This window comes from Opitutaceae bacterium TAV5 (assembly GCA_000242935.3).
In the GTDB taxonomy this organism is placed as follows: domain Bacteria; phylum Verrucomicrobiota; class Verrucomicrobiia; order Opitutales; family Opitutaceae; genus Geminisphaera.
Window position 1 is genome coordinate 141,955 of the sequence record CP007053.1, and the last position, 23,137, is coordinate 165,091.

Annotated in this window: 17 protein-coding genes; 5 read left to right on the top strand and 12 right to left on the bottom strand. The window is 62.5% G+C overall.

From position 1 onward, the window contains the following. Nucleotides 1–473 precede the first annotated feature (473 nt). From OPIT5_01120 to OPIT5_01140, 5 genes are all read right to left on the bottom strand, one after another. Nucleotides 474–1,577, bottom strand: coding sequence for a hydroxyacid dehydrogenase (locus tag OPIT5_01120; GenBank protein ID AHF89076.1), 1,104 nt, complete (start codon nucleotides 1,575–1,577; stop codon nucleotides 474–476). Continuing rightward, nucleotides 1,574–3,877, bottom strand: a complete 2,304-nt coding sequence (locus tag OPIT5_01125; protein ID AHF89077.1) for a heparinase — start codon at nucleotides 3,875–3,877, stop codon at nucleotides 1,574–1,576. Before OPIT5_01125 ends, OPIT5_01120 begins: the two co-directional genes overlap by 4 nt. Nucleotides 3,878–3,980: 103 nt before the next feature. After that, nucleotides 3,981–4,883: an anchor protein gene (locus OPIT5_01130; GenBank protein AHF89078.1), complete on the bottom strand. Its 903-nt coding sequence runs from the start codon at nucleotides 4,881–4,883 to the stop codon at nucleotides 3,981–3,983. Nucleotides 4,884–4,949: 66 nt separating this feature from the next. Continuing rightward, nucleotides 4,950–5,729 carry a type II secretory pathway, pseudopilin PulG gene (locus OPIT5_01135; GenBank protein AHF89079.1) on the bottom strand — a complete coding sequence of 260 codons (780 nt, stop codon included), beginning with the start codon at nucleotides 5,727–5,729 and terminating at the stop codon, nucleotides 4,950–4,952. A gap of 104 nt (nucleotides 5,730–5,833) precedes the next feature. Then, nucleotides 5,834–6,889 (bottom strand): LacI family transcriptional regulator, encoded by a 1,056-nt coding sequence (locus OPIT5_01140; GenBank protein ID AHF89080.1) that lies wholly within the window; start codon nucleotides 6,887–6,889, stop codon nucleotides 5,834–5,836. 129 nt (nucleotides 6,890–7,018) lie between these two features. Between OPIT5_01140 and OPIT5_01145 the strand changes: the two genes are divergently transcribed. After that, nucleotides 7,019–7,663 carry a GDSL family lipase gene (locus OPIT5_01145; GenBank protein AHF89081.1) on the top strand — a complete coding sequence of 215 codons (645 nt, stop codon included), beginning with the start codon at nucleotides 7,019–7,021 and terminating at the stop codon, nucleotides 7,661–7,663. 170 nt (nucleotides 7,664–7,833) lie between these two features. Here OPIT5_01145 and OPIT5_01150 read toward each other — a convergent pair whose 3' ends face one another. Next, on the bottom strand, nucleotides 7,834–10,845 hold the full coding sequence (locus tag OPIT5_01150; GenBank protein AHF89082.1) for a preprotein translocase subunit SecA: 3,012 nt from the start codon (nucleotides 10,843–10,845) through the stop codon (nucleotides 7,834–7,836). A 232-nt stretch (nucleotides 10,846–11,077) separates the two neighbouring features. Here OPIT5_01150 and OPIT5_01155 point away from each other — a divergent pair, with 232 nt between their 5' ends. The 4 genes from OPIT5_01155 to OPIT5_01170 all read left to right on the top strand — a co-directional run bounded on the left by OPIT5_01155 (nucleotide 11,078) and on the right by OPIT5_01170 (nucleotide 16,957). After that, complete coding sequence (locus OPIT5_01155) at nucleotides 11,078–12,589, top strand: hypothetical protein (protein ID AHF89083.1); 1,512 nt, start codon at nucleotides 11,078–11,080, stop codon at nucleotides 12,587–12,589. Between the two features lie 159 nt (nucleotides 12,590–12,748). Then, nucleotides 12,749–13,801 (top strand): hypothetical protein, encoded by a 1,053-nt coding sequence (locus OPIT5_01160; protein AHF89084.1) that lies wholly within the window; start codon nucleotides 12,749–12,751, stop codon nucleotides 13,799–13,801. Between the two features lie 90 nt (nucleotides 13,802–13,891). Then, entirely contained in the window at nucleotides 13,892–14,758 is an 867-nt protein-coding gene (locus tag OPIT5_01165) for a transglutaminase (protein ID AHF89085.1), read from the top strand. A 156-nt stretch (nucleotides 14,759–14,914) separates the two neighbouring features. Next, complete coding sequence (locus OPIT5_01170) at nucleotides 14,915–16,957, top strand: trypsin (protein AHF89086.1); 2,043 nt, start codon at nucleotides 14,915–14,917, stop codon at nucleotides 16,955–16,957. 194 nt (nucleotides 16,958–17,151) lie between these two features. Here the strand turns inward: OPIT5_01170 and OPIT5_01175 are convergent, their stop codons facing one another. The 6 genes from OPIT5_01175 to OPIT5_01200 form a co-directional block, all read right to left on the bottom strand. Next, nucleotides 17,152–18,063: a hypothetical protein gene (locus tag OPIT5_01175; GenBank protein AHF89087.1), complete on the bottom strand. Its 912-nt coding sequence runs from the start codon at nucleotides 18,061–18,063 to the stop codon at nucleotides 17,152–17,154. A gap of 1,383 nt (nucleotides 18,064–19,446) precedes the next feature. Further along, nucleotides 19,447–19,668, bottom strand: coding sequence for a hypothetical protein (locus OPIT5_01180; protein ID AHF89088.1), 222 nt, complete (start codon nucleotides 19,666–19,668; stop codon nucleotides 19,447–19,449). A gap of 501 nt (nucleotides 19,669–20,169) precedes the next feature. Continuing rightward, the gene (locus tag OPIT5_01185) at nucleotides 20,170–20,442 is read right to left on the bottom strand and encodes a hypothetical protein (GenBank protein ID AHF89089.1); all 273 of its coding nucleotides are present in this window, start codon (nucleotides 20,440–20,442) and stop codon (nucleotides 20,170–20,172) included. Between the two features lie 107 nt (nucleotides 20,443–20,549). After that, nucleotides 20,550–20,783 (bottom strand): hypothetical protein, encoded by a 234-nt coding sequence (locus tag OPIT5_01190; protein ID AHF89090.1) that lies wholly within the window; start codon nucleotides 20,781–20,783, stop codon nucleotides 20,550–20,552. Further along, a complete protein-coding gene (locus OPIT5_01195; protein AHF89091.1) occupies nucleotides 20,780–21,442 on the bottom strand; it encodes an RNA polymerase sigma-70 factor in 663 nt (220 codons plus the stop codon). The genes OPIT5_01190 and OPIT5_01195 overlap by 4 nt, the downstream gene beginning before the upstream one ends. Nucleotides 21,443–21,488: 46 nt before the next feature. After that, entirely contained in the window at nucleotides 21,489–23,012 is a 1,524-nt protein-coding gene (locus OPIT5_01200; GenBank protein ID AHF89092.1) for a serine/threonine protein kinase, read from the bottom strand. Nucleotides 23,013–23,137 lie beyond the last annotated feature (125 nt).

Below are 23,137 nucleotides of genomic sequence, written 5' to 3' on the forward strand. Positions count from 1 at the left end.
TTGGGATTTTTCGAAATGGTCTTTCTGGTGTTCGTAGGACGTCCCGCGGAATTCCTGGAGTTTTTTCCCGTCTTCGGCCCATTCGCGATGGTCGTAGCCGTGAAACCAGAACTCGAACTGGCCTCCGGGGGCGGAGCGGAGGGTCTTGATGTAGTCGAAGTAGGCAGGTTTGTCGCCTTCGAGCGAGTTGGCGATGATGCCGATAGAGAGCTTGATCTTCCGCTCCTTCGCGAAATCGGTGATGCGTTGCCAGCGTTCGGGCACGCGGCCGTCGCGGGTGGATACGAGGTCGTCGACCTTCAGGACCACGGGCGGATTCTGTCCGGACGCGGGCTTGGGGATGACGAGGTTGCTTGTCCGGGCGGGGGCGGTGTGCGCCGTGAGGCAAATGGCAAGGAGCGCGATCGCTGCGGCGACGGGTTTTGTGATGTTCATGGGTTTTGGCGGTGTTTCCGGATAGCGAGGAGCGGGGATCAGGTCGCCCGGTCGTAAACGTTGAGGGAGAGCGATGATTCGGGGATTTCGCCGAGCAGGTATTTTTGAAGATTGGCCAGGGCGAGGCGGCCGCAATCGGCAAATTGCTCGCTGGTGGGTCCGGCAATGTGCGGGGAAATGATCGCCTCTTCCAGTTCAAGAAAAGGCGAGTCGGCCGGTATCGGGTCTTGCCGGAGCACATCGGCGGCCACCTGAATGCGGCCGGCGCGAGCGGCGGCCAGAAGCGCGGCCTCGTCAACGACAGCCCCGCGTCCCACGTTCACGAAGACGGCGTTGTCGGGTAACGCGTCCAGCACGTCGGCGTCGATGCTTCCGGCGGTGTCGGGAGTAAGGGCCTCGCATTCGAAAAATACCTCGCTGCGGGCGGCGAGCTGGCCGGGAGAACGGGCCGGAACCACGTTTCTGGCACGCATGAGTTCGGGCGGCACGCCCGGGGAAAACGCGGCGACATCGGCCTGGAAAGGCTTGAGGAGATCGACGAGCGCGCGAGCGACGTGGCCGAAACCGTGAATGCCGACGCTGCGCCGGCGAAGCGAGCGTGTACCCAACGCCATGCAGGCGGAGAGGCCGGGCCGCTTGTCGGTGGCTGTGATCCAGGGACGCCAGCGGGGGAGCTTGCGAAGCGTGGCGAGAGCGAGAAGGAGAGCTTGCTCGGCGACCGCCTCGCCAATGAGGCCTCCCCAGTTGGTGACAAGTCCGCCACGTTCCAGAAAGGCGCGGGGCACAAGGTTGCGGACGGTGCCGGCAAGATGGCACACATAGCGAAGGGACGGGTCCGGTTCGGTCAACCAGGCAACGGGCAGAGGCGGCGTATTCCACGCAGAGACGAGAACCGTAGGGCGAATATCGCGCAGAAGTTCTTCCCAATATTCGCGGGTGATTTTCTCGGGGTTGGTCTCGTGGACGGCGGCGCCTGCCTTCAGGCAGGTGGCGGAGATATCCACTTCGGAGAGAAACATACGTTTCTCGTGTTCCGTAACGGCAAGCAGGATACGTTCCTGACGAACGCGGAACCGCTGCCCGGCGCCCGGAGGGCGGGAGCGAGAGGAAGGCGCCTGGATCGGGTGCGGGGAGATGCTCATGGGCTGGTCGATGAAGCCGGACTGGTTGCATTCCAGTTGCCTTGAGGTGTTTTTTCGAGAGTCAGGTCGCGCGGTTTTCCATCGTCGGAGCGCCAGGAAAAACCGGGAAGCTTGATCCGGGTGGCGTCAAGAAGAAGCAGGGTCCGGGGGACATCGGCTCCGGTGCGGAGCAGCGCAAGGCGGGCGGCGAAGCGGCCCCCGGGTTCGAGATCGGGGAAATGCAGCGGAGCGGAAGAAGAGGGATTTTCGGCAGGTGACCGGACGATGTGGTCAGTCCAGGCATCGGTTGTGATTTCGATGCGGTTTCCGTTTTCCGTAACGCGGGTTTCGAACGGGCGCGTGCTGTCGACATTGGCGGCGGTCACCGGCTGGAGAAGGGTGATAAAGCTGGCGTGACGGGCGTCGGCCTGACGGGCAGCCCAGGTGATGTGGGCATTGCGGTTGACGTCGACGTTGGGGAGGGTGGGTTGACGGAGGGTGAACGGGACGGAGGCGGGGGTGCTGGCAAGAAGTTGCACGCGGAGGGTGCCGCTCTGGCTTTCACAACGCAGCGTATTGTCCGATTCCTGAACCGGTTTTTTGCGAAACTGGCCGAGCCATTCGACGGTGGCAGGCGCAGGAGTATCGACTGTGTCGAATACGAGGATGTAGTGGCCGCGGCTGTGCAGAACCTGGCGAGAGACGGCGGTGACGTCGTCGTAGGCGCCGGTGAGATCGATGGTGGTGGCATTCCAGTCGGGGGCGGTGAAAAAGCGGGTGATGGTGCCGCGGGCGTCACGGGTATAACGCTGGTTTTTGCCATTGATGAGGAGCGTGGCGTGGGATTCGGTGCCGTTGGAAAAATAGTTCCAGCGAGGGCCGCCGGACTGCCAGAAATCGCGGTCGCCGCCGCCGCGCCCGTAGCCGGGAGCGGTCAGGAGCCATTCGGAGCCGAAGGCGAGGGACAGGGCTCCGGCGTCGAGGTGGGAGTGGTTCCGGTTGGTGTATCCGGATTTTATTGACAGGAGATAGTCGTCAGGCATCCAGCCGGAGCGGGTGGTGACGATATCGCTGGCAAAGAGGTGGGCATCAAGGGCGCGGGGGCCTTCGGGAGCGGGGGGCGGGGCGGTGCGGGACCAGAGAAGGTTGAGGGCATGAGTATCGGCCTCGCCGCGGGGAGGGGGGAGGCGGTCGGCGAACCACGAGGCGTCGGCGTCGCGGTATTCGGAGGCGAGGCGGTAGATGATGAAGTGGGGCGTGGACCAGTCGCGGGGAACGGCGTCGCCCCAGATGAGGTTTCCGGCGAGGTCGGAAGTGGAGGCGTGGAGGCGGTAGTTGGCGGCGTTCTTCAGAAAAGATTTTTGATAGAGATCGGCGGAATCGGTGATGAGGCGGGTGGCCTCGATGTATTGAAGGATATAGGACATGCCGTAGGCCCAGTAGGAGACGCCTTCCTCGGAGCTGCCGTCAGCGGGGAAGGCGTCGGCGACTTTCCGGAAGTTGAGGCGGGCGGCGGCGAGCCAGGCGGGTGCGTCGGGGATGTCGGTGTAAAAGGCAATGCCGCAGAAGCCGAGGGCGGCGACGCTGACGTGGTTGTGGTTGTCGGCGTAGCCGCGGGCCCAGAAGGCGGCTCCGTAAAGGCCCCGGAGAAGGGCGGGAAGGCGGGCGGCGACGGTGTCGATGATGCGGGTTTGCTCGGCAGGCGTGAAGGCTTCGCGATGCCAGTCCCAGGCGGTGGCGATGCCGCGGGCGATATGGCCGGCGGCGAGGTCGGCATTGTCTCCCATGCCGCGGTGGAGTTCGCGGCCCCAGGTTTCGTAGTCGAGGGTCGCGAGGACGAGGTCGTGCATCTTGTCCCGGTAGGGTTTTTCGGGGTACAGCCTGGCGGCGAGGGCGAGCGCGAAGATCCGGTCGCCGACTTCGCGCTGCCAGAGTTCTTCTTTCGCGCTGTAGAGGGTGCGGGCGTCGCCGCGGGTGCCGACGATTTTTTCCGGGGGCAGATAGGCGGGGACGGGTTTTTGAAGGAGCGCGTCCATCTCCTGGACGAAGCGGGCGGGGAGCCCGGCCCGGGACTCGCCGGGATTGCCGGAGAGAGCGACGATTTCGGAGCGAACTCGGGGCCATTGGGCGTCGCTAAAAAAGAGACGGGGCGTGGTGTTTCCGATCTTTTCCGACCAGGCGGCCGAGTTGACGGCAAGTGTCCGGGCGACGTCGTCGGGAGTGATGAGAGGAAGGGGGCCGGCGGCCGTGACACGCAATGATGCCAGAACGGGAAAGACGAAAACGACGAGGACGGTGAACAACGGGGTGGTGCGTGTCATGGCTGGCGGATATGCGTTCGTACAGGGGAAAACAGGTTGAAAAAGGACGAGGCAGGAGATGCCTCGTCCTTGTGATGGGCAGGAGTGGCGAATGCGTGTCGGTTTACTTGCGGCGGCGAATGATAGCGAGGACGAGGGTGGCTCCGCCAAGGAGGAGGGCCCAGGTGGAAGGTTCGGGGATGCCGGAGGGATTGAAGATGAGGTTGAGCTGTTGCTCCGAAAGCGCCCCGGCGGCGCCACCGGTGGCTCCATAAATGGCGATATCGTCCATCATGCCCTGGAAGGGGCGGGTGGTGTCGCCGGAGGTGCTGTTGTTGCCGAGGAGAAGTTGCCCGGTGAAGGTGTTGAGCGCGCCGGCATCGAGGGTGGCGGTGCCGGCCTTCGAGAGGGTGCCGGCTGGATCCGTGCCCACGTAAAAGACCACATTGTCAATGTCGGTGGTGGAATCATAGGTCACGGCAAAAAACATCCAGGAGTTCACCGAGGTGTAGGCCGTGCTGCTGTAGACGCTTGTTCCGTTAACCTGGAGGGCGAGCTGGTTCGCGCTGCCCGCCATCAGGGTCAATGTACTTGAACTGATGATACGTGCTGCGTTGTTGAGGGTTGTTGCGGGGTTGATCCATCCGGTCAGGGTGAAGGAGGTGAGGCCGGACAGGGATTGCAGGCTTGAGTCGCTGGACCAGATCACGCCCGCGGGACCGGTGGAATTGGGAGCGGTGGCCCCCATGCCGGTCGAGCTGGTCAGGTCGAAGGCATGGTCGCCGCTCTGGCCGGAGCGGCCGGCGCCGTCGGCACTGAAATAAGCGGTATTGGTTCCGCCGTGGGCAACCATGGTGATCGCGCCGCCGCTCGCGGTGCCGTGGTTGGCAGTAGAGACGTCGGTATTGTTGTTGAAATCCCAACGGAAGAGCGGATCGGATTGTGCATTGGCCGCCTGAAGCAGGGTGGCGAGGATCGCACCGAGGAAGGCAGCGGGTCGGAGGATGCCGTTTTTGCGGGTTTTCATGACGATGTCGTGTTGATGTTGATTGCGGGTTGCGGACAAGGAGGGGACGATGAGCAGGGGAAATGCTCACTCCTGGAAAACGGCGCGTTCGAGAGCGATGTCGGGTTTGAGGGTTTCGATGTGACCGTCGGCAAAGAGGTAGTTGGCGGAGCCGGAGTGACGTTCGGGGGCGCCGGAGTCGTAGCCGTCGGGTTTGCTGGCGGCAGCGGTGGCGACCCATCCGGTGGTTTTGGCGTCGAGGTGATAGTCGCTGCTGTCGCCAACGAGGATGTTGCGCGAAGGATTGACGATGCCGGTGGCAGGAAAACGCATCTTGTTGCGACCACTGAAGTTGATGTCACGGCCGTTGACGTTGAGGCTGAAGTTCATGCCATAGCCGAGAGCGTTCAGATTCGTGGCCTGAACGGCGGCAACATTGCCAAAGAAGCTGAAATAGGAGGGACAATAGGCCGGGTTGCCTTTGGGGTCGTGTTCCTTGAGACGATACATGTTGACCCGGCCGACCGCCAGTTTGGGCGAGGTGTAGGGAGCGAGTTCGAGCTGCCAGGGGCCACCGCCCGGATTCTGGTTAGGGTCTTCCGGAGCGTCGGGCTGGCGAGGGGCCGGATAAAGCCCGCGGTTGTCCTCGGCGTAGAGCATGAAGGCGGTGCCGATCTGGCGGAGGTTGCTTTTGCAAACGGCCGATTGGGCCGTGGTGCGCACTTTGCTGACCGTAGGGATGATGATACCGGCCAGAATGCCGATAATGGCGATGACAGTGAGCAGTTCGATAAGAGTAAAGGCGCGTTGCTGACCGCGGGCAAAGAATATGGTTTGGGGGCGCGAGGGGGGGAGTAGAGTAAACATGGACGAAAACTTGTGCCGGAAATACGGGAGTTGAAAGCATGGCAGCTTTCAAATTATTGAAAGCATATCAGACAGGGGAGACTGGGCTAACGGAGTACGAAGGATCACCGCCCTTTTAGCGAAAGGCGGCGGACGGTGGCGCCGGGATACCAGGTGCCGTCAACAAGGGTGTAGGCGATGATCCCGGGGAGGCCGCGTTCGTTGCGCTGGAGCATGCCGACAAGAACATCCACGGCGGTGGCCCCGACGAGCCGGTCGTTCTGGAGAATGCCGGTGATGTGGGGTTCGTTGGTGTGGGCGCTGAGGTTGGTGACGCCGATATCGCGGGGGACACGCAGGCCGAAATCTTTCCCGAACCAGTCGATCATCTCCTGGGAGATCCCCTGGGTGATGATGACGTCGGGTGTGTATTTATGCATCCATACACGTAGTTCTTCCGGCCGGACAACGTCGGTGAGAAATGGCGGGATGCGGGCGCAGTCGGGAAGGTGTCTGTGGGCGCTGTCAAAGCCGGCGGTGTAGCCGTTGTTGACCTTGTTGTCCCAGTCTTCGCAGAGGCAGAGGCCGATGCGACGGTAACCGAGTTCGTGGAGTCGGGTGACAAGGAGTTTTGCCGAAAGAAACTGGTGGTTGGTGACAACGTGCAGGCGGGCAGGACGGAGGCTGTAGCCGAGGGCGACGGCGGTGAAATCGGCGAAATCAAAATCGAGGCGGTTGCTGTCGTGTTCCTGCGGTGGAGAGATGATGCCCTGGATGTTGCGGGCGCGGAGGATCGAGGCCATGCGGGCGGGCGTGATGCCGGGGGCACGCAGGAAAAACTCTTCGAGTTTGTAGCCGAACTGCGCGGCGCGTTCGGCCGCACCGAGGTAGTAGTCGTTGAAGGTGGTGATGTCGCGGAGCTTGATGGCGTCCTTGTGACGGGGCCAGTTGTCGAGCCAGGCGAGGGTGGACTGGTAGGGGGCGGCGCGGACGCCCTTGCGGTGGGCGACGAGCGCGGCCATGCCGGGGTCGGGTGTGTAGCCGAGCGCGTCGGCGATCTTGCGGATGCGGTCGCGCATCCCGGGACGCAGCTTGGGGCTGTTGCGCAGGGCCAAGCTCACGGTGGAGATGTGGACCTTGGCCTGGGCGGCGATGTCGCGAAGAGTGATGCGGCTGGGCATTGGTGGACAGGGTCGCGTGCGTTCCTGCTTAAGGGGAGATTTTCCGACGTCAACCTCGCGACTTTCCTCCGGTTTTCCCAAAACGAGGTGTTGCGGATGGCGGCAGAAGAGGCGTTGGCTGGTGGTCTTATGTCTCTCCAGCTCAAGTCCGACGACACCCTGCTTTTTTATGGCGACAGTATCACTGACTGCGGCCGCGACCGCGCCAGTCTCGCGTCCCTCGGCGGAGGTTATGTGAACTACATCAACGCGCAGCTCGGCAACCGCCTGCCTTCGCCGGCGCGCAAGGTCATCAACACCGGCATCAGCGGCAACCGGATCTACGATCTGGAGGCGCGGCTGGAAGCCGACCTGCTGGCGCACCGGCCGACGGTCGTCACATTCCTGATCGGCATCAACGACACGTGGCGGCGGTTCGACCGCAACCTGATGTCGCCGACGGCGGAGTTTCGCGCCGCCTTCCGGCGTATCCTGGGGCGCATTACAACGGAGCTCTCCCCGGCGCCCCGTCTGGTGCTGATGGAGCCGTTCCTGCTGCCGGTGCCGGAGGATCGGCGCACGTGGCGCGAGGACCTGGACCCGAAGATCACGACGGTGCGTGATCTGGCGGTGGAGTTCGGCAGCGACCTGATCCCGCTCGACGGACTTTTTGCCGCGGCGGCGACGCGCGCGCCGGCGGCGTACTGGTTGCCGGACGGCGTGCACCCTTCGGCAGCCGGCCACGCGCTGGTGGCGGAAGCGTGGCTGCGCAATGCCGGGGCAGTCTGCGGATGAAAAGCCGGGACGCTGACGTGGCACGGGCTTCCAGCCCGTGGTTTGATGTGGCATGGGCATCCTGCCCATGATTGTCGGGGAGGGGGACGTTTGCGGCGCGGAGCGCCGTCCACGGGCAAGGATGCCCGTGCCACGTCGGAGTGCGTAACATCCCCCCGCCGCGCCGCGGGTTACGCGCCGTGGCAGTTTTTGTACTTCTTGCCGCTGCCGCAGGGGCACGGGTCGTTGCGGCCGACTTTCGGCACGTCACGACGCACGGTGACTTTCGGGAGCTGGATCTCCTTCTCGGGCTGGCCTCCCGGCAACGCTCCCGCGCTGCCGCCGGAGGTCACTGTGGTGTTCACGCTCACGCGGGGCGCGGGAGCGCCGGCGGCATCGGCCGGGCCTTGCGCGCGGGCGTTGCGCGAGAGGATGCTCAGCATCTGTTCGAACACCTGGATGTTCGACGCGTTGCGGAAAAGGCCGGTGCAGATGCGCAGGCGCACGTTCTGCATCAGCTCCTCGAAGTACTTGTACGCCTCGCCCTTGTATTCGACGAGCGGGTCTTTCTGGCCGTAGCTGCGCAGGCCGATCGACTGGCGGAGCTCTTCCATCTCGGTGAGGTGCGCCTGCCAGTGTTCGTCGATGGCGCCGATGATGACATAGCGTTCGAGCGCGCCGAGCGCTTCGGGAATCTCGACGGATTCCTTCACTTCGTACGCCTTGCGGATGCGGCCGACGAGATCGGCGGCCAGCGCGTCGAGATCGGTCTTGCCGGTGAGGTCGTCGACCTTGAGGCCGATGGGGAAATGGGTGTTGCACCAGCCGACGAGGCCTTCGATGGCGGTGGTGGCGGGCGGCTCCTTGCCACCATAGCCGGCCGTTTCGAGGCGGTTGAGGATCTCCTCGTTGACCTGCTCGAAAATGATGTCCTTGCCGCGCTCGGCATGGATGGCGGCGTTGCGGATGCCGTAGATGACCTCGCGCTGCTGGTTGAGCACGTCGTCGTACTGGAGGAGGCGCTTGCGGATGGAGAAGTTTTGCTGCTCCACCTTTTTCTGCGCGCTCTCGATGGAGCGGTTGAGCCAGGGATGCTCGAGCTCCTCGCCTTCCTTCATCGCGCCTTCCATGATGCGCGAGGCGAGGTTGCCCTGGAGGAAGAGGCGCATGAGTTCGTCCTCGAGCGAGAGGAAAAACTTGGTGACGCCGGGGTCGCCCTGGCGGGAGCAACGGCCGCGGAGCTGGCGGTCGATGCGGCGTGACTGGTGGCGCTCGGTGCCGATGACGTAGAGGCCGCCGAGCTCCTTGACGCCTTCGCCGAGTTTGATGTCGGTGCCGCGGCCGGCCATGTTGGTGGCGATCGTCACGGCGCCGCGCTGGCCGGCGCGGGCCACGATGTCGGCCTCCTGCGCGTGGAACTTGGCGTTGAGCACGGTGTGGATCACGCCGGCGCGCCTGAGCATGCGGGAGAGGACTTCGGAGGACTCGACGGAAACGGTGCCCACGAGGACGGGCTGGCCGCGTTTGTTGGCCTCCTCGATCTCCTTGACGACGGCGTTGAACTTGTCGCGGCGGGTCTTGTAGATGCTGTCGTTCTTGTCGATGCGGATGCAGGGCTTGTTGGTCGGGATGACCTGCACGGCGAGTTTGTAGATCTCGAAAAACTCGGTGGCCTCGGTCTCGGCCGTGCCGGTCATGCCGGCGAGTTTTTCGTACATGCGGAAGTAGTTCTGGATGGTGATCGTCGCGTAGGTGCGCGTCTCGCGTTCGATGGCGACGCCCTCCTTGGCCTCGACGGCCTGGTGGAGCCCGTCGGACCAGCGGCGACCGGGCATGACGCGGCCGGTGTTCTCGTCGACGATCATGACCTTGCCGTCCTGCACGACGTATTCGTCATCCTTTTCGTAGAGCGAATAGGCGCGGAGGAGTTGCGAGATGGCGTGGATTTCCTCGGAGACGCCGGCGAGGCGTTCCTGGGCGGCGAGCTTGAGTTTTTCCTTTTCCTCGGGGGTGAGGGTGGTGTCGACGTCGAGCTGGCTGAACTCGGTGGCGAGGTCGGGGAGGACGAAGGCGTCGGGGTTGTCGGGGCGAAGATGCTGGCGGCCGATTTCGGTGAGGTCGGCCTGGTGCTGGCGTTCGTCGATGACGTAGTAGAGCTCCTCCTTCATGTGGAAAAGCTCGGTCTTGCGGAAATCGGAGTTGAACTCGGTTTCGGTCTTGTCGAGGAGCTTTCTCCATTCGGGGGTTTCCTGGATGCGGAGGAGGAGCTTGTTTTTCGGCGTGCCCATCTTGACCTGGAGGAGGCGCTGGGCGGCGAGGGCGCGGTCGTCGGGCGTGAGGTCGGGTTTTTCGAGGAGAGTCCGGGCCTCGGCGATGAAGCGGTTGCAGAGGCGGGTCTGGTCGGCGACGAGGCGGTCGACGTTGGGCTTGAGGCGCTGGAAGGGCATCTCGCGCTCGACGGGGGCGGGGCCGGAGATGATGAGCGGGGTGCGGGCTTCGTCGACAAGGATGGAGTCGATCTCGTCCACGATGCAGAACCAGTGGTCGCGCTGCACCTGGTCTTCCTTGCGGGTGGCCATGCCGTTGTCGCGCAGGTAGTCGAAGCCGAACTCGGAGGCGGTGCCGTAGGTGATGTCGCGTCCGTACATCTCGCGACGCAGGTCGTTGGGCATCTGCTGCTGGATACAGCCGACGGTGAGGCCGAGGAACTGGTAGAGGTAGCCCATCCACTCGGAGTCGCGGCGGGCGAGGTAGTCGTTGACGGTGACGAGCTGGGTGTTGCGGCCGACGAGGGCGTTGAGGTAGAGGGGGAGCGTGGAGACGAGGGTCTTGCCTTCGCCCGTAGCCATTTCGGCGATACGGCCCTGGTGGATGGCGATGCCGCCGATGAGCTGCACGTCGAAGTGGATCATGTTCCATTCGAGCTCGTGTTCACAGACCACCAGTTTCCGGCCGCAGAGGCGGCGGGCGGCGTTTTTCACCGCGGCAAAGGCCTCGGGGAGAACCTGATCCAGAGCGGCCTTCTTGTCGGCGGCGGCGGCGAGGCGGGCGCGGAACTCGTCGGTCTTGGCGCGAAGCTGTTCGTCGGAGAGAGACTGGTACGACTGCTCGATCTCGTTGATTTTGGCCACGATGGGACGCGCCTTTTCGAGGAACTTCTTGTAGTGGCGGCCGGCGAATCGTTTGAACAGGAAGGAAAACATGTAAAACGGAGAAGCGTAGGAGCGCAGGGGCAGGTGGCAAACGGTAAAATCAGGAGAGCAGGGCGGCGAATCGCGGGCGCCGGTCGCACGAAAACGATCCGCGATCGCCAGGCGCGATCAGGCAGACCCTGCGCGCGGCGAAACCTCCTGGTTCCCATTATCTTGTAATGAAACTGCAAAAATTTCCCCGCCGGTTCGCAAACTGCGCACGCAACCTGCTATTATCCGGTTCATGCCATCCACCTCTTTGTCACCGCACCCGCCCGGCGCCTCCCCTTCCGCGCCGGGAGCCAGCCCGACCACGCTCGAAGGTTACGCACCGGAAGCTTTCTTCGACGAGATGTTCACCGCCGACGGCACACTCCGCCCGCATTACCGGAAATTCGCCAGCCGGTTCGGCAACATCCCCCGCGAGGAATTCGATGCCAAACGGCATGCAGTGGACTTCATGTTCCTGCGGCAAGGCATCACCTTCAATGTCTACGGCGACTCGCAGGGCACCGAACGTGTTTTCCCGTTCGACCTCATGCCGCGCATCATCCCCGCCGCCGAATGGGAAAGCCTCGAGGCCGGCCTCGTGCAGCGCATCACCGCGCTCAACCTCTTCCTGCACGATATCTACCACGACCAGAAGATCATCAAGGACGGCGTCATCCCGCCGTTCTATGTCCTGTCCGCAAAACACTTCCGGCGCGAGTTCGTCAACTTCCAGGTGCCCGGCGACATCTACATCCATATTTGCGGCACCGACCTGATCCGCGGGGCCGACGGCGACTACATGGTGCTCGAGGACAACGCCCGCTCCCCCTCCGGCGTCAGCTACGTGCTGGAAAACCGCCGCGCCATGAAACGCACGTTCCCCGATATCTACGAGTCGGTCGGCGTGCGTCCGGTGAGCAATTACCCGGCCGAGCTTCTCGAGGTGCTCCAGCACATCGCCCCCGCCGGCGTGGCCGATCCCACCGTCGTCCTCCTCACGCCCGGCCCCTACAACAGCGCCTACTTCGAACACACCTCGCTCGCCCGCCAGATGGGCATCGAGATCGTCGAGGGCCGCGACCTCGTGGTGCGCGACCAGCGCGTGTGCATGCGCACGACCAAAGGCCTGCAACCCGTCCACGTCATCTATCGGCGCATCGACGACGATTTTCTCGATCCGACCGTTTTCCGCGCCGACTCCGAGCTCGGCGTTCCCGGCCTCATCCACGCCTATCGTTCCGGCCACGTCTCGCTCGCCAACACTATCGGCACCGGCCTCGCGGACGACAAGGTCATGTACTATTTCGTCCCCCGGATCATCAAGTACTACCTCGACCAGGAACCCCTCTTGCCCAACGTCCCCACCTGGCTCGCCAGCGAAGAGAAGGACCGCAGCTACATCCTCGATCATCTCGACGAACTCGTCGTGAAGGCCGCCAACGAGGCCGGCGGCTACGGCATGCTGATCGGACCGAAATCCACCGCGGAAGAACGCGAAAAATTCCGCCAGCTCATCAAGGCGGACCCGCGCAACTACATCGCGCAGCCCATGATCTCGCTCTCGCGCCACCCGACCTACATCGAGGAGACCGGCCTGTTCGAAGGACGCCACATCGACCTGCGCCCCTTCATCCTCTACGGGAAGAAGACCACCGTCATTCCCGGCGGCCTCACCCGCGTGGCCCTCCGTCGCGGCTCCATTGTCGTCAACTCCTCCCAGGGCGGCGGCAGCAAGGACACGTGGGTACTGTACGGGAACGAGTGAACAAAAAAATGACGAATTACGAATGACGAATTACGAATTTCCCGACCCCTCCGGCACAGCCGGAGCCCGTCCATTCGTCATCCGTAATTTTCCCCCCTCCCCTGGTTTTCCGTCACTCATCATTTGTCATTCGTAATTTGTAATTCGTAATTTCCTCCCATGCTAAGCCGCGTTGCCAACAGCCTTTACTGGATGAGTCGCTATCTCGAGCGCGCCGAAAACACGGCGCGCCTCGTTGACGTCAATCTGCAGCTCCTCCTCGACTTCCAGAACTTCGACGATCACGCCCTCACCGTTCACTGGATGCCCATCGTCCAGAGTTCCGGCGACGAGACCCTTTTCACCTCGCTCCACCCGCGCGCGACCGGCGAAGCCGTCACCCAGTTCCTCGTCTTCCAGACCGAGAATACCAACTCCGTGCTCAGCGCCGTCACCCAGGCCCGGGAAAACGCCCGCATGGTGCGCGACCAGATCACCGTCGAGCTCTGGGAAGAGCTCAACCGCCTCTACCTCTTCCTGCATTCGCCCCGCGCCCGGCAGCTCATCCGCTCCAGCCCGGCCGAGTTTTTCCAGGAAGTGAAGGCCGCCTCGCTCCTCATGCAGGGCATCACCGACGCCATCGTCATGCGCAACGAAGGGTGGAACTTCCTGCAAGTCGGCAAATACCTCGAACGCGCCGACAAGACCTCGCGCATCCTCGACGTGCGCCACGCCACCTTCCCCGACCGCGGCGCTCCCGGGCCGATCTCGCCGGCCGACACGCCGGCATGGTCCGCCATCCTCCGCTCGTGCAGCGCCTGGGACGCCTACCAGTCGCTCTACGGCGCTGAAGTCCAGCCCGCCGAGGTCGCCGAGCTCCTCATCCTTTCCGAGGATTTCCCGCGCTCCGTGCGCTACTGCGTCGAACGGCTCAACACCGACCTGCGCGACATCTCCGGCGTCGCCGCCGGACGTTTCTCCAACGATGCGGAAAAGCTTGCCGGCCGCCTGCTCGCCGAGCTCCAGTTCAGCACCGCTTCCGACATTTTCGAAACCGGCCTGCACACCTGGATCGACCTCTTGCAAACTCGCCTTAACGCCATCGGCGCCGCCCTCTTCAAAACCTACATCCTGCACGCCTTCCAGGAAGGCGAGAGCGACCGCCTGCGCCAGCAGGAAGAGCAACAGCAGCAGCAACCGGATACGGAATGCGGAGTGCGGAATGCGGAATAAAAACCACACCCGTCTTCATTCCCTTTGCCTCCCCTGCCCTCGCCCGCCGCTTGCGCCGTTCTGCAATCCGCATTCCGCACTCCGCATTCCATGAGACTCCGCGTTCTCCACCGCACCTCCTATGTCTATGGCGAGCCGGTCCGCGAGAGCTTCAATGAAGCCCGCCTCCAGCCCGTCACCGCCGATGGTCAGGTGTGTCACCATTTCCTGCTGAAAATCCTGCCGTCCACGCGGCTCACCCATTACCTCGATTTTCATCTCAACTACGTCCACCTCTTCGAGATCACCGAGCCGCACACCCGGCTCGAAGTCGAGGCCACCTCGGTCGTCACCACCGGCAACGGCCACCGGCTCGCCGAAGATCTCGTCACCACGCCGCTCGCGGAGATGGAAGCCTGTTCGCGCCTCGAACGCTGCTACGATTTCATGCAGTCGAGCCACTTTGTGGACATCTCGGCCGAAGCCTGGCGTTTCGGTCTCGATGCCACTGTCGGCATCACCGACGCCTGGCAGGCTGCGCAGGCCGTGCTGCGTGCCATCCACCGCGGTTTCACCTACACGCCCGCCGCCACGCACGTCCACACGCACATGCGCGACGTGCTGCGCGACCGTCGCGGCGTCTGCCAGGATTTCGCGCACGTCATGCTCGGCGTCTGCCGCTCGCTGAAAATCCCGGCCCGCTACGTCAGCGGTTACCTTTACAACGGCCCCGAAGACCAGCTTCGCGGCGCCCAGGCCAGCCATGCCTGGGTGGAGGTTTACCTGCCCGGCCATGGCTGGCGCGCCCTCGATCCCACCAACGGGTCCCAGCCCGACGAGCGTTACATAAAAATCGCCGTCGGCCGGGATTACTCCGACGTCTCCCCGCTCAAGGGCACCTACCGCGGCACCGGCGAACGCAAGCTCACTGTCGAGGTCCTCGTCACCGATCTCGACCCCGTGCCCGTCGCCGGCTGAATCCCGTGACCAGGGAAAAGTGGCACGGGCATCCCTGCCCGTGAACGTTGCCTCTCCGCGTGGCGCGGGCGTCTCGCCCGCTTCCGGTTTGTCCGCATTTGAAGATTTACCTCGCGCGTGCAGACGTTATTCACCGAGCCGTTCCGCTTCCCTCTCATGCGATCCGCCCCGCATTCCCATTTTCTCCGGGTCAGAACCCTCTGTTCCCTTGCCCTGCTGCTCCTCGCTGCCCGGCTGCATGGCCAGACCGCCGAAGAAATCCTCACGACGAGCCAGACACTCTACATCAACTCCGACAGCCTTTCGCTGCATGTCGTCTCGGCCCATTTCACCACCCGCAACCGCGACCAGGAGGCAACGGACGAAAAACCGTCCCGCCCCGTCCGCAACAACCGCCTCCTCCGCACCGAATACCCCTCGCGATGGCTGATGCTGGAGCAGACCGTCAAGGACGACGGCCAGCCCGAAAGCAACACCGTCGGCATCCTCTCGCGCAGCCCCTCCTTCCCACCCGTCAGCGGCACCCTCTCCGGCACGGCCAACCGCACCCGGACCCTCACCAACGCCTCGTTCACGTCGCGACTCGACCGGGTCAGGCATGCCCTCCTCCCCTCTTCCTGGTGGCGGTCCGAAAGCGATGAAAAACCGGTCGCCCTCCAGTCCGTCGAAAAACGCCGGGACATCTCCCGCGACGGTTACACGGCCTGGCAGATTTCCGGCTACGACGAAACCACCCGTTACTGGTACCTGCTCACGATCAACAAGGACAACCACCAGATAGAACGCAGCATCGCCCGGCGCGAGATCCTCCCTCGCCCCGGGTCCGACACCGGAAACAGCAAGCCCGACGACGATCTGTTCGCCGCCACCGACAGCGATCGCTCTCCTCCCGCCAAAAGCACCGATTTCGAAATCGTCGAGACTGTCTTTTTCCGGCAGGAATTTAACCCCGCCCTCGACAAGGCGTCGTTCACCGCCAGCACCGCCGCCAGGGAAATCCCCGTCCTCGACAAGGCCGATATCGGCCGCCTCACCGACAACCGCAACCTGATCACCGCCGCCCTCGGGATCGACCAGCCCCCCGCACCCGACTCCGCCAGCGATGCGGTCGCCGGTAACGACGGCGACGACGCCTCCGGCACTCCCGGGAAAAAAGGCGGCAAGGCCGCGTCGCGTACCCGCAACGAAACCCCCGCCAGCCAACTCCTCTCCCCCGAACAGATGGCCGGCATCGTGCTCATCCAGTCCAACGACGGCGCCGCCACCGGGTTCATGACGAAGCTGCGCGGCGTCGATTTTATCGTCACCAATCTCCACGTTCTCAGCGGCAGCGAAGGTCTCACCTTCCGCAATCTTCGCGGAGAGACCATCGCCGTGGGCCCGGCCTTCGGCGCGGTCGGCAGCGACATCGCGCTCCTCCGCATCGAGAAAGCCGAAGGCTCCCTCTCCGCCTCGCCCGACGTGATGAAAACCGCCAAGATCGGCGACAAGGTCGTCGTGGTGGGCAACCGGCTCGGCAGCGGCGTGGCGACGCAGGTGAGCGGACTCATCCAGGGCGTCGGCCCCACCCTCGTCGAGGTCAACGCCACCTTCCAGCCCGGCAACAGCGGCAGCCCCATCTTCAACCTCACCACCGGCGAAGTGATCGGCGTCGCCTCCTACGCCGAGACGCGCAAGATCAACATCGAAGCCACCTACGGCACCGCCGCCCGCAAGTCCGCCAGCTCCGACACCGAAATTGAAAAACGCTGGTTCGGTTACCGGATCGATTCCGTAAAAAAATGGGAGTCGCTCGACCTCGACGAATTCAACCGCCAGGCCGCGCGCATCGCCGAATTTCGTGAATTCTCCGAATCCCTGCTCGAACTCGTCCAGTTCCGGTTCGGCTCCGCCCGCCTCCATCCGCGCCTCTCCGCGCTCTTCTACAATTACGAAGACCAGTGCCGCCGGATGGCCGGCAACCGGCGCGGCCTCATGAGCGAAACCCAGAGCTTCCTGCGCACCGTGCGCAGCCTCGCCGAAGCCTCCTCACGCGAACTCAAGCCGGAAACGTTCTACGACTACTACCGCACCTGCCAGTACTGGGAAAACAGCATCACCGCCCAAAAGGAGTTCCGCAGCCGTCTCGTCGAAGCCCTGAAACAGTACGAGGCCAACGCCAGCGTCATCGTCTCCCGACTCAGCAGCGGCGGCCGGTAAGGCAACCGCAACCGCCGGCCGGCTGGCCCGATCCACGCCCGCAGCCCCGCCACGCCCGGACTCTCCTCGTACCCGTGTACCGGATGTGTTTGATTTTACACAAAGGCCGCAAAGATCGCAAGGAATTGCCAGTTATCTCCTTCGCGTCCTTTGCGGCCTTCGTGTAAAAATCCGGAAGCCTTGGGGTCCTTCCATCAGTTCCGCGCCTGCCGCGACTGACGCTGCTGCTGCTGCCGGGCCTCGCGCATCTTCTGGTTGACGACCTCGCGCGCCTGCTGCTCCACCTGATACTGCTTCAGCGCCGCCACCTGGCCGGACGTGAGCACGCCCTGCGCCTGGGTGATCACCTGGTCGGTGATCTCGCGCGTGTTGTTCTGCGCCATGATGGTGACCAGTTGCTGCGCCTGGCTGCTGGTCAGCGGCGCGTTTGAATAGGAGAGACTCTCGCTGATCCGGTTGACCGTGCCGCGCTGGGGCTGGGTCGCGTTGTAATTCTCGTACTGGGAGTACGCGGCATCGCCGATCGCCGCCTTGATCGAGGCATCGACTTCGGACTGCGTGGACTGGACGAGTTGCCGGAGTTCCTCCCGGTTTTCACGAGGATTGAGTCCCTGGGACTGGGCTGTGGCGAACACATCCATGGCCGCGTTCTGCCGCTCGATCATCAGGTCCTTGAGCGCGTTGAGCTTGTCTGCCGGAAGATTGAGTTCCTTGAAAAGGCCGGCGTACCGGCGATCCAGATCCGCCCGCTGGCGCAGGCGCATGGCCTCGGCGAATTCCGGGTCTTTCATCAACTCGGTCATGCGGGCACCAAAATTGCCGGGACCACGCCGGAAACCGCGCTCCTCCGTGCCTTCGCCAACGGCATCCGGGGAGACCGGCTGATCCTCTTCCTGGACCACATCGGCAGCCGGAGCCGCAGTGGCGGCATGGTCGAGGTAGGCCTTGGCCGCAGTCTTGTCGATCGCAGCCACCTGGGTGACATTGACCTGGGCCTGCGAACGGAGGTCCTGGATCTGAAAGTACTGGCTGACCGCCACGCCGGCACCGGCGAGCGTCGTGAGGAGAAAGAAACCGACCAGATAGTTTTTGCGTGAGGGGCTCATAGTTGGAACGGACAGATTGCAAGGAGACGCGAAGCCGTTGCGCAAGGTTACAGCGGACCCTGCCCTGTCCGTTCGTCTCCCCCCTTTCATCCGCGCAGGATGACGGAGTCATGGCTGCTTCGTCGCAGTCGGCAACCGGCACGAAAAACGGGAAAAAACCATTTCCCTCTTGCCAGACCGAAAACCGACCGCGTAGTAACGCCCCTCTTCCATCGGTGGCCTGCCACCGGCGGAAGCAACGGGTTGATAGCTCAATGGTAGAGCAGCGTCCTTTTAAGAGAAGTAGTGACCTTTTCACTACATTTCAGGTCAATTCAACACGTTTCAGTTACCCCACTTGCGGAATTTGATCTTTCCCCGATTTTTCACAGAATTGCCCGTTTTTCCATGCATTCCGGCCCAAAACTGTGAAATGGGCTGTGAAAAAACGACGTATTTCTGTTTCCATTACAGACCAGCATGAACCCTGCAACCAGGTCGGTTTTGTCCCGAAAAGCCGAACCGGTTATCAACAGGTTACACGATTTCCGGGTATCGAAAGTCCGTCAAGGCCGCTGCTCTTTCGAGGGTTCCAAAAGATCCTCATCCGGCTCAAATCCTGACCTTTTGTTTACGGATCGCTTCGCCCCCCCCTTCCATTTGACAGCCCTGAAAAAATAACCCGCCTTGTCTCCACACCCTGCCCAGGTTCTCGCTTTGTACTCTGTCCCGTGCGTGCTGTTCCGGGTTGCCCAAAGCCACGGATACCGGACGCATTCCCTGATACCTCCCCATCCCCGGGCCAGCCACATGTCATAGCCTTTCGGGACAGGAGGAAGCACTTGAGGAAGACATCCCGGGATTACCGGCCTGCGCTAAAGCCACTCCGTCAATTCCTCACGGAGCCGCTCGGGATATTCGGTATACAGCCAGTCACCATAAAGCCTTGCCCCCGGATGAGGCTTTTTGCCGGCAGGTCCCCGGGTTCTGCCGTAAGCGGCGTTGAGGATCTGTCGATACTCCTTGGTCACTCCTCCGGGAAACGGTTGCGGTTTTTCATTCGTGGTTCGTCCGGCCAATCGGCATTTCAGCCACATTCGCTGACAGTCCATGCCACTGTGACAGAAATAATCTTACCAGATTGTTATCTGCCGCTTCAACGCAAGTGAACACGCGGCAGACACCATATTGCCCCATGATTCGCAGCTCCCGGATAGCCCGTATTGCCGGTTGGGCGACAATCAGGCGCGACCAAGTTTCAGTTTGCCGTTGCCGTACTCGTAATGCTGTCACCGGAAAAGCCGAGAGTTAATGGAGGAAAAGAGCCATCACCTCTGCTTTGAGCGCTGCCGATTCAGCCCTCCCCCTGCCACCTTCAGGCAGGCTCATCGGTTTTCACTTCGATCAACGGCTGCGGAGGCTGACGGACACACGCCGCGCCCTGATCAGCAGCGCCTCGGCCACCCGCTCCTCCGCTTCTGTCGTCGCCGGGATCGGAGATATAGGCACAACATCCTTGTTGACAGTATGTTGCTTCATATCCATCACACCGTCCCTGTACACGGTTTCCCACGCATACCACGGGATTTCGTCGATGTTGCCGTCTTTTGTAACTTCTTCTTGCATGTTATCTTTATGAGATTACAGGGGCGAAAGGCTCCCGCAGAGATTTTTTCCTTAACTATCTGATTCCGTTAATCTTTAGCCCATTATTTCTATTTCCGGCCAAGCCACCAAACCCCGGAAAAGGAAAAAATCTCCGCCAGCCAGGCCAGACCGTAACCCGAATCGGCAGGAGGGCCAACACCCCACATATGCCTTTTCCAGAAAACCCCACCTGTCCGTATCTCCACTCCACCGAGGGCTGTCCTGCCTTTCTGATGCCTGGACATCCGGCTATACATCATGATGTTGGCATTGCTCCGGTAAACCGGACGTCAGGCCAGCGCTTCTTCAGCCCCCGGAACATGCTGTTCGCTTTCCGCAAGTTCTCTTTCCCGCCGGCACGGCCGAGCGCGTTGATCTGATCTATCGTAGAAACTGATCCGACTTTGTCTGTATTTTCGTTCATATTTGGTGACTTACGCTACTTCAATGTAACATCTGGTAACAAGTTGAGAAACAGTATTACTGACGAGACGACGTCTCAGACTGGCCTGCGCTGACTTTCGCGTCCTCGATGCGCTTTTTCATCTCGGCCAGGAGATCCATGGCGGCCTTGGAACTCCAGGCGAAACTCGATCCGTCGCCGAGCCAGTCGATGCCGACCACAAAACGGGCGCGCCAGCCGATGCGGATCAGGCCCGCCCGCGTCTTCACCAGCCACCACAGACCGGTTTTATCCCGGCTGCCCCGATTCGAGGTCGTAAAGCATGCGCCAGATGCGATCCAGCTAGCCACTCTCCACCACCTGCAAGGGCGTCGGACTGTCAAAGGCTGCATCGGGTTGTTTCAGCCAGCGACCGACCCGCCCCGGCCAGCCATCAGTGCCCGCCGCCCCCGGATTTTTACCGTTCTTCAAAAATGGCTGCGGCGAGCCGGGTTCGCAGTCGCTCCTTCAGGACACGATGTCCCGTGGAAAGCTGAAACGCCTCCAGCACATGCCAGGCCTGCCGCAGCCCTCGCAGGCTCTCGTCGGCAAGGAGCATTTCCAGCGTCTCCGGAGCCGGACCGGCGGGGGAACCGGCAGACGGGGCAGACTGAACAGGAGAACCGGACGAGCGTGATGGTTTCGCATTCATTGTGGATACTCCTCCGTGAGGGTTTTCCGGGCGGCGATCTCCCGGAGTTTTTGCATCGCCTTGTAAACCGAGTTGTCCACCACCCCGCGCTTCACGCCCAGCCGGATGGCCACGTCGGCGGGTGGGTTGCCGGCGAGTTTGACCAGCTCGAAAATCATGAACATGCGCGGCGAAATCCCGTTGCGCAGCTCCGCCAGCAAGGTACCCAGAAGGGCGATACGGAAGGCGTCCTGTTCATCCCGGTCGAGCCCGGGCCCGGCCATGCCGGTGGCGTCGGTCGCGGGCGGCAGGGCGATGCCTTCTTCCGCGAGCCTTTCCAGGGAATCGTGCTTTCCCTGATGCCGGTGCCGGCGAATGTGATCGGCCACACGGCGCTGGCACACGGTGGTCAGGAATTGCCGGAAGCGTCCCCTGCCGGGATCGAGTGCGAATGTTTCACTTCCCCGGACAATGGACACAAACACCGTCATGACCACGTCGCCCAGGTCGTGCTCCGGCAGCGCGTGCCAGCCATGACGGCGAAAGGCCGACTGCACGCAGATGCGCACCGCATAGTGGTACAGATCGAAAAACTCTTCCCATGCCGCTTCCCATGATTGCGGCATGTCGTGCCGCTTCAGGCGGTCGATGACGGTTTCAGGTGTGTCGGGAAACGGCATGGCTCAGGTCTCTTTCGCCCCTCACGCAAAAATCTCTCGGGGACAGTCACCAGGCCGAATGGTCTGGAATCTCCTGTTTGCCTGCTTTGGCAACGATTTCCTCGACCCACTTCCTCCAGTTTGCGGTTACTGACTTCATATCACTCTCGAAATCAACTGTTTGAGCTTGAAACAAGGCGTAAGCCTTTTCACGTTCGTCGGCGCCGTCGACAGCTTCGGACGCATCGGCAGCCTGCGTCAGTGCATCGCGAAGCTGCCTGTATTGATCCCTGGACCGGACAGCTTCATCCCTGATGAATTCGGTCGCCTTTTTGATCAGAGCGCTGATGCGCGGCATCGTACCGGAGATGTCCTGAAAGGTTGGTTTGCCGCGAAGCTCGTCCATTTCTTTGGCAAACGTATCCTTCAGTTCACTCCATTGTTTCTTCCGCTCTTCGAGGGCAACTTTGGCCTCGTCAAGTTTCCGGTCGAACTCCTTCCAGGCAGAATTCCCGTCCAGCTTCCTCCACAAGGAGCCCCACCCGCTCCCCCTGTCAGGCTTCACGCTGTTGAGATAAAGGGCGCCTCCCGCGATGGCGAGGATGACGCACAAAAACGCCAACACTGTTCGCGGGCGAGCACGGAACCGCATTCGGACTCTGGATACGTCCGGCTCCGTAACGACTCCACGGTTGAGCGTCCCCTCCCCCACCTTTGTCCGCTCGCTGTTCGCACCAATCACCGCATCCGCCAGCGCGGCAAGCGTCCGATACCGCTCGCCTGCCCGCTCGTGCGTGGCCCGGAAAATGACATCGTGCAATCGCAGCCACTCCGCATGCTCTTCCCTGGACAGGGATGCCTCCCCCTGCGGCGGCCAGCGAAATGCAACCCGTCCCATCTTGTCCGGGGCGTGCCCGGTCAGAAGGGTAAACAGCGTCGCCGCCAGTCCGTACTGGTCGGGGTGCCCTCCCGTTTCCATATACCAGCTCGGGGCACGATACCCGGGCGTGCCGATTTCGGTGAGCGCCTCGCCATCATGTCCGAGCAACGAAATATCCGACAGTACGGTCCTGCCGCCGACAAACAGGATATTGTCAGGCTTTATGTCCCGATGAACAAGCCCCGCCTCGCTGATCGTCCGGGCGGCTTCCAGCACCGGCTGCATCCACGCTTTCACCTGCGCTGACGAATACCACGACCCGGTCAGCCGTTGCTGGCAAACAAGGGTGCCGAGCGTGAGCGGTTTCCAGCCAGGCGACTCCGGATCGCTGTCGTCCGTCCCGTCGGCAAGCGGCATGACGTAAAACAGGAACCCGTCCACCATGCCGACGTGCTCGATCGGCATCAGCCCGGAAGCACGCGACCCGGAAAGCAGCTGCTTGAAACGCTGCACGGCGGCAAGTTCACGCTGCGCGTGCTTGCCTTCGGGAACCTTGACAATCTTGAGCGCGAACGCCTGCCCGAGTGCCATCGAGGTGCACAGCCACACATGGCCGAATCCTCCGCTGCCGATCATGCGCACAAGGCGGTAACCGTCCATGACCTGGCCGGGACCGGGAATAAAGCTGCTGAGGGAATCAGGGCTGCTCATCCTCCATGCAAGTGCCTCCGGCCTGTGCCGTCAGGCAACACCAATTTTCCCCGACCGGAAAAATGGCTGCCGGGGCGGTTTTCTCCCGGCCCCCGAGAGATTTTCGGATGCCCTGCGAAAAGAGA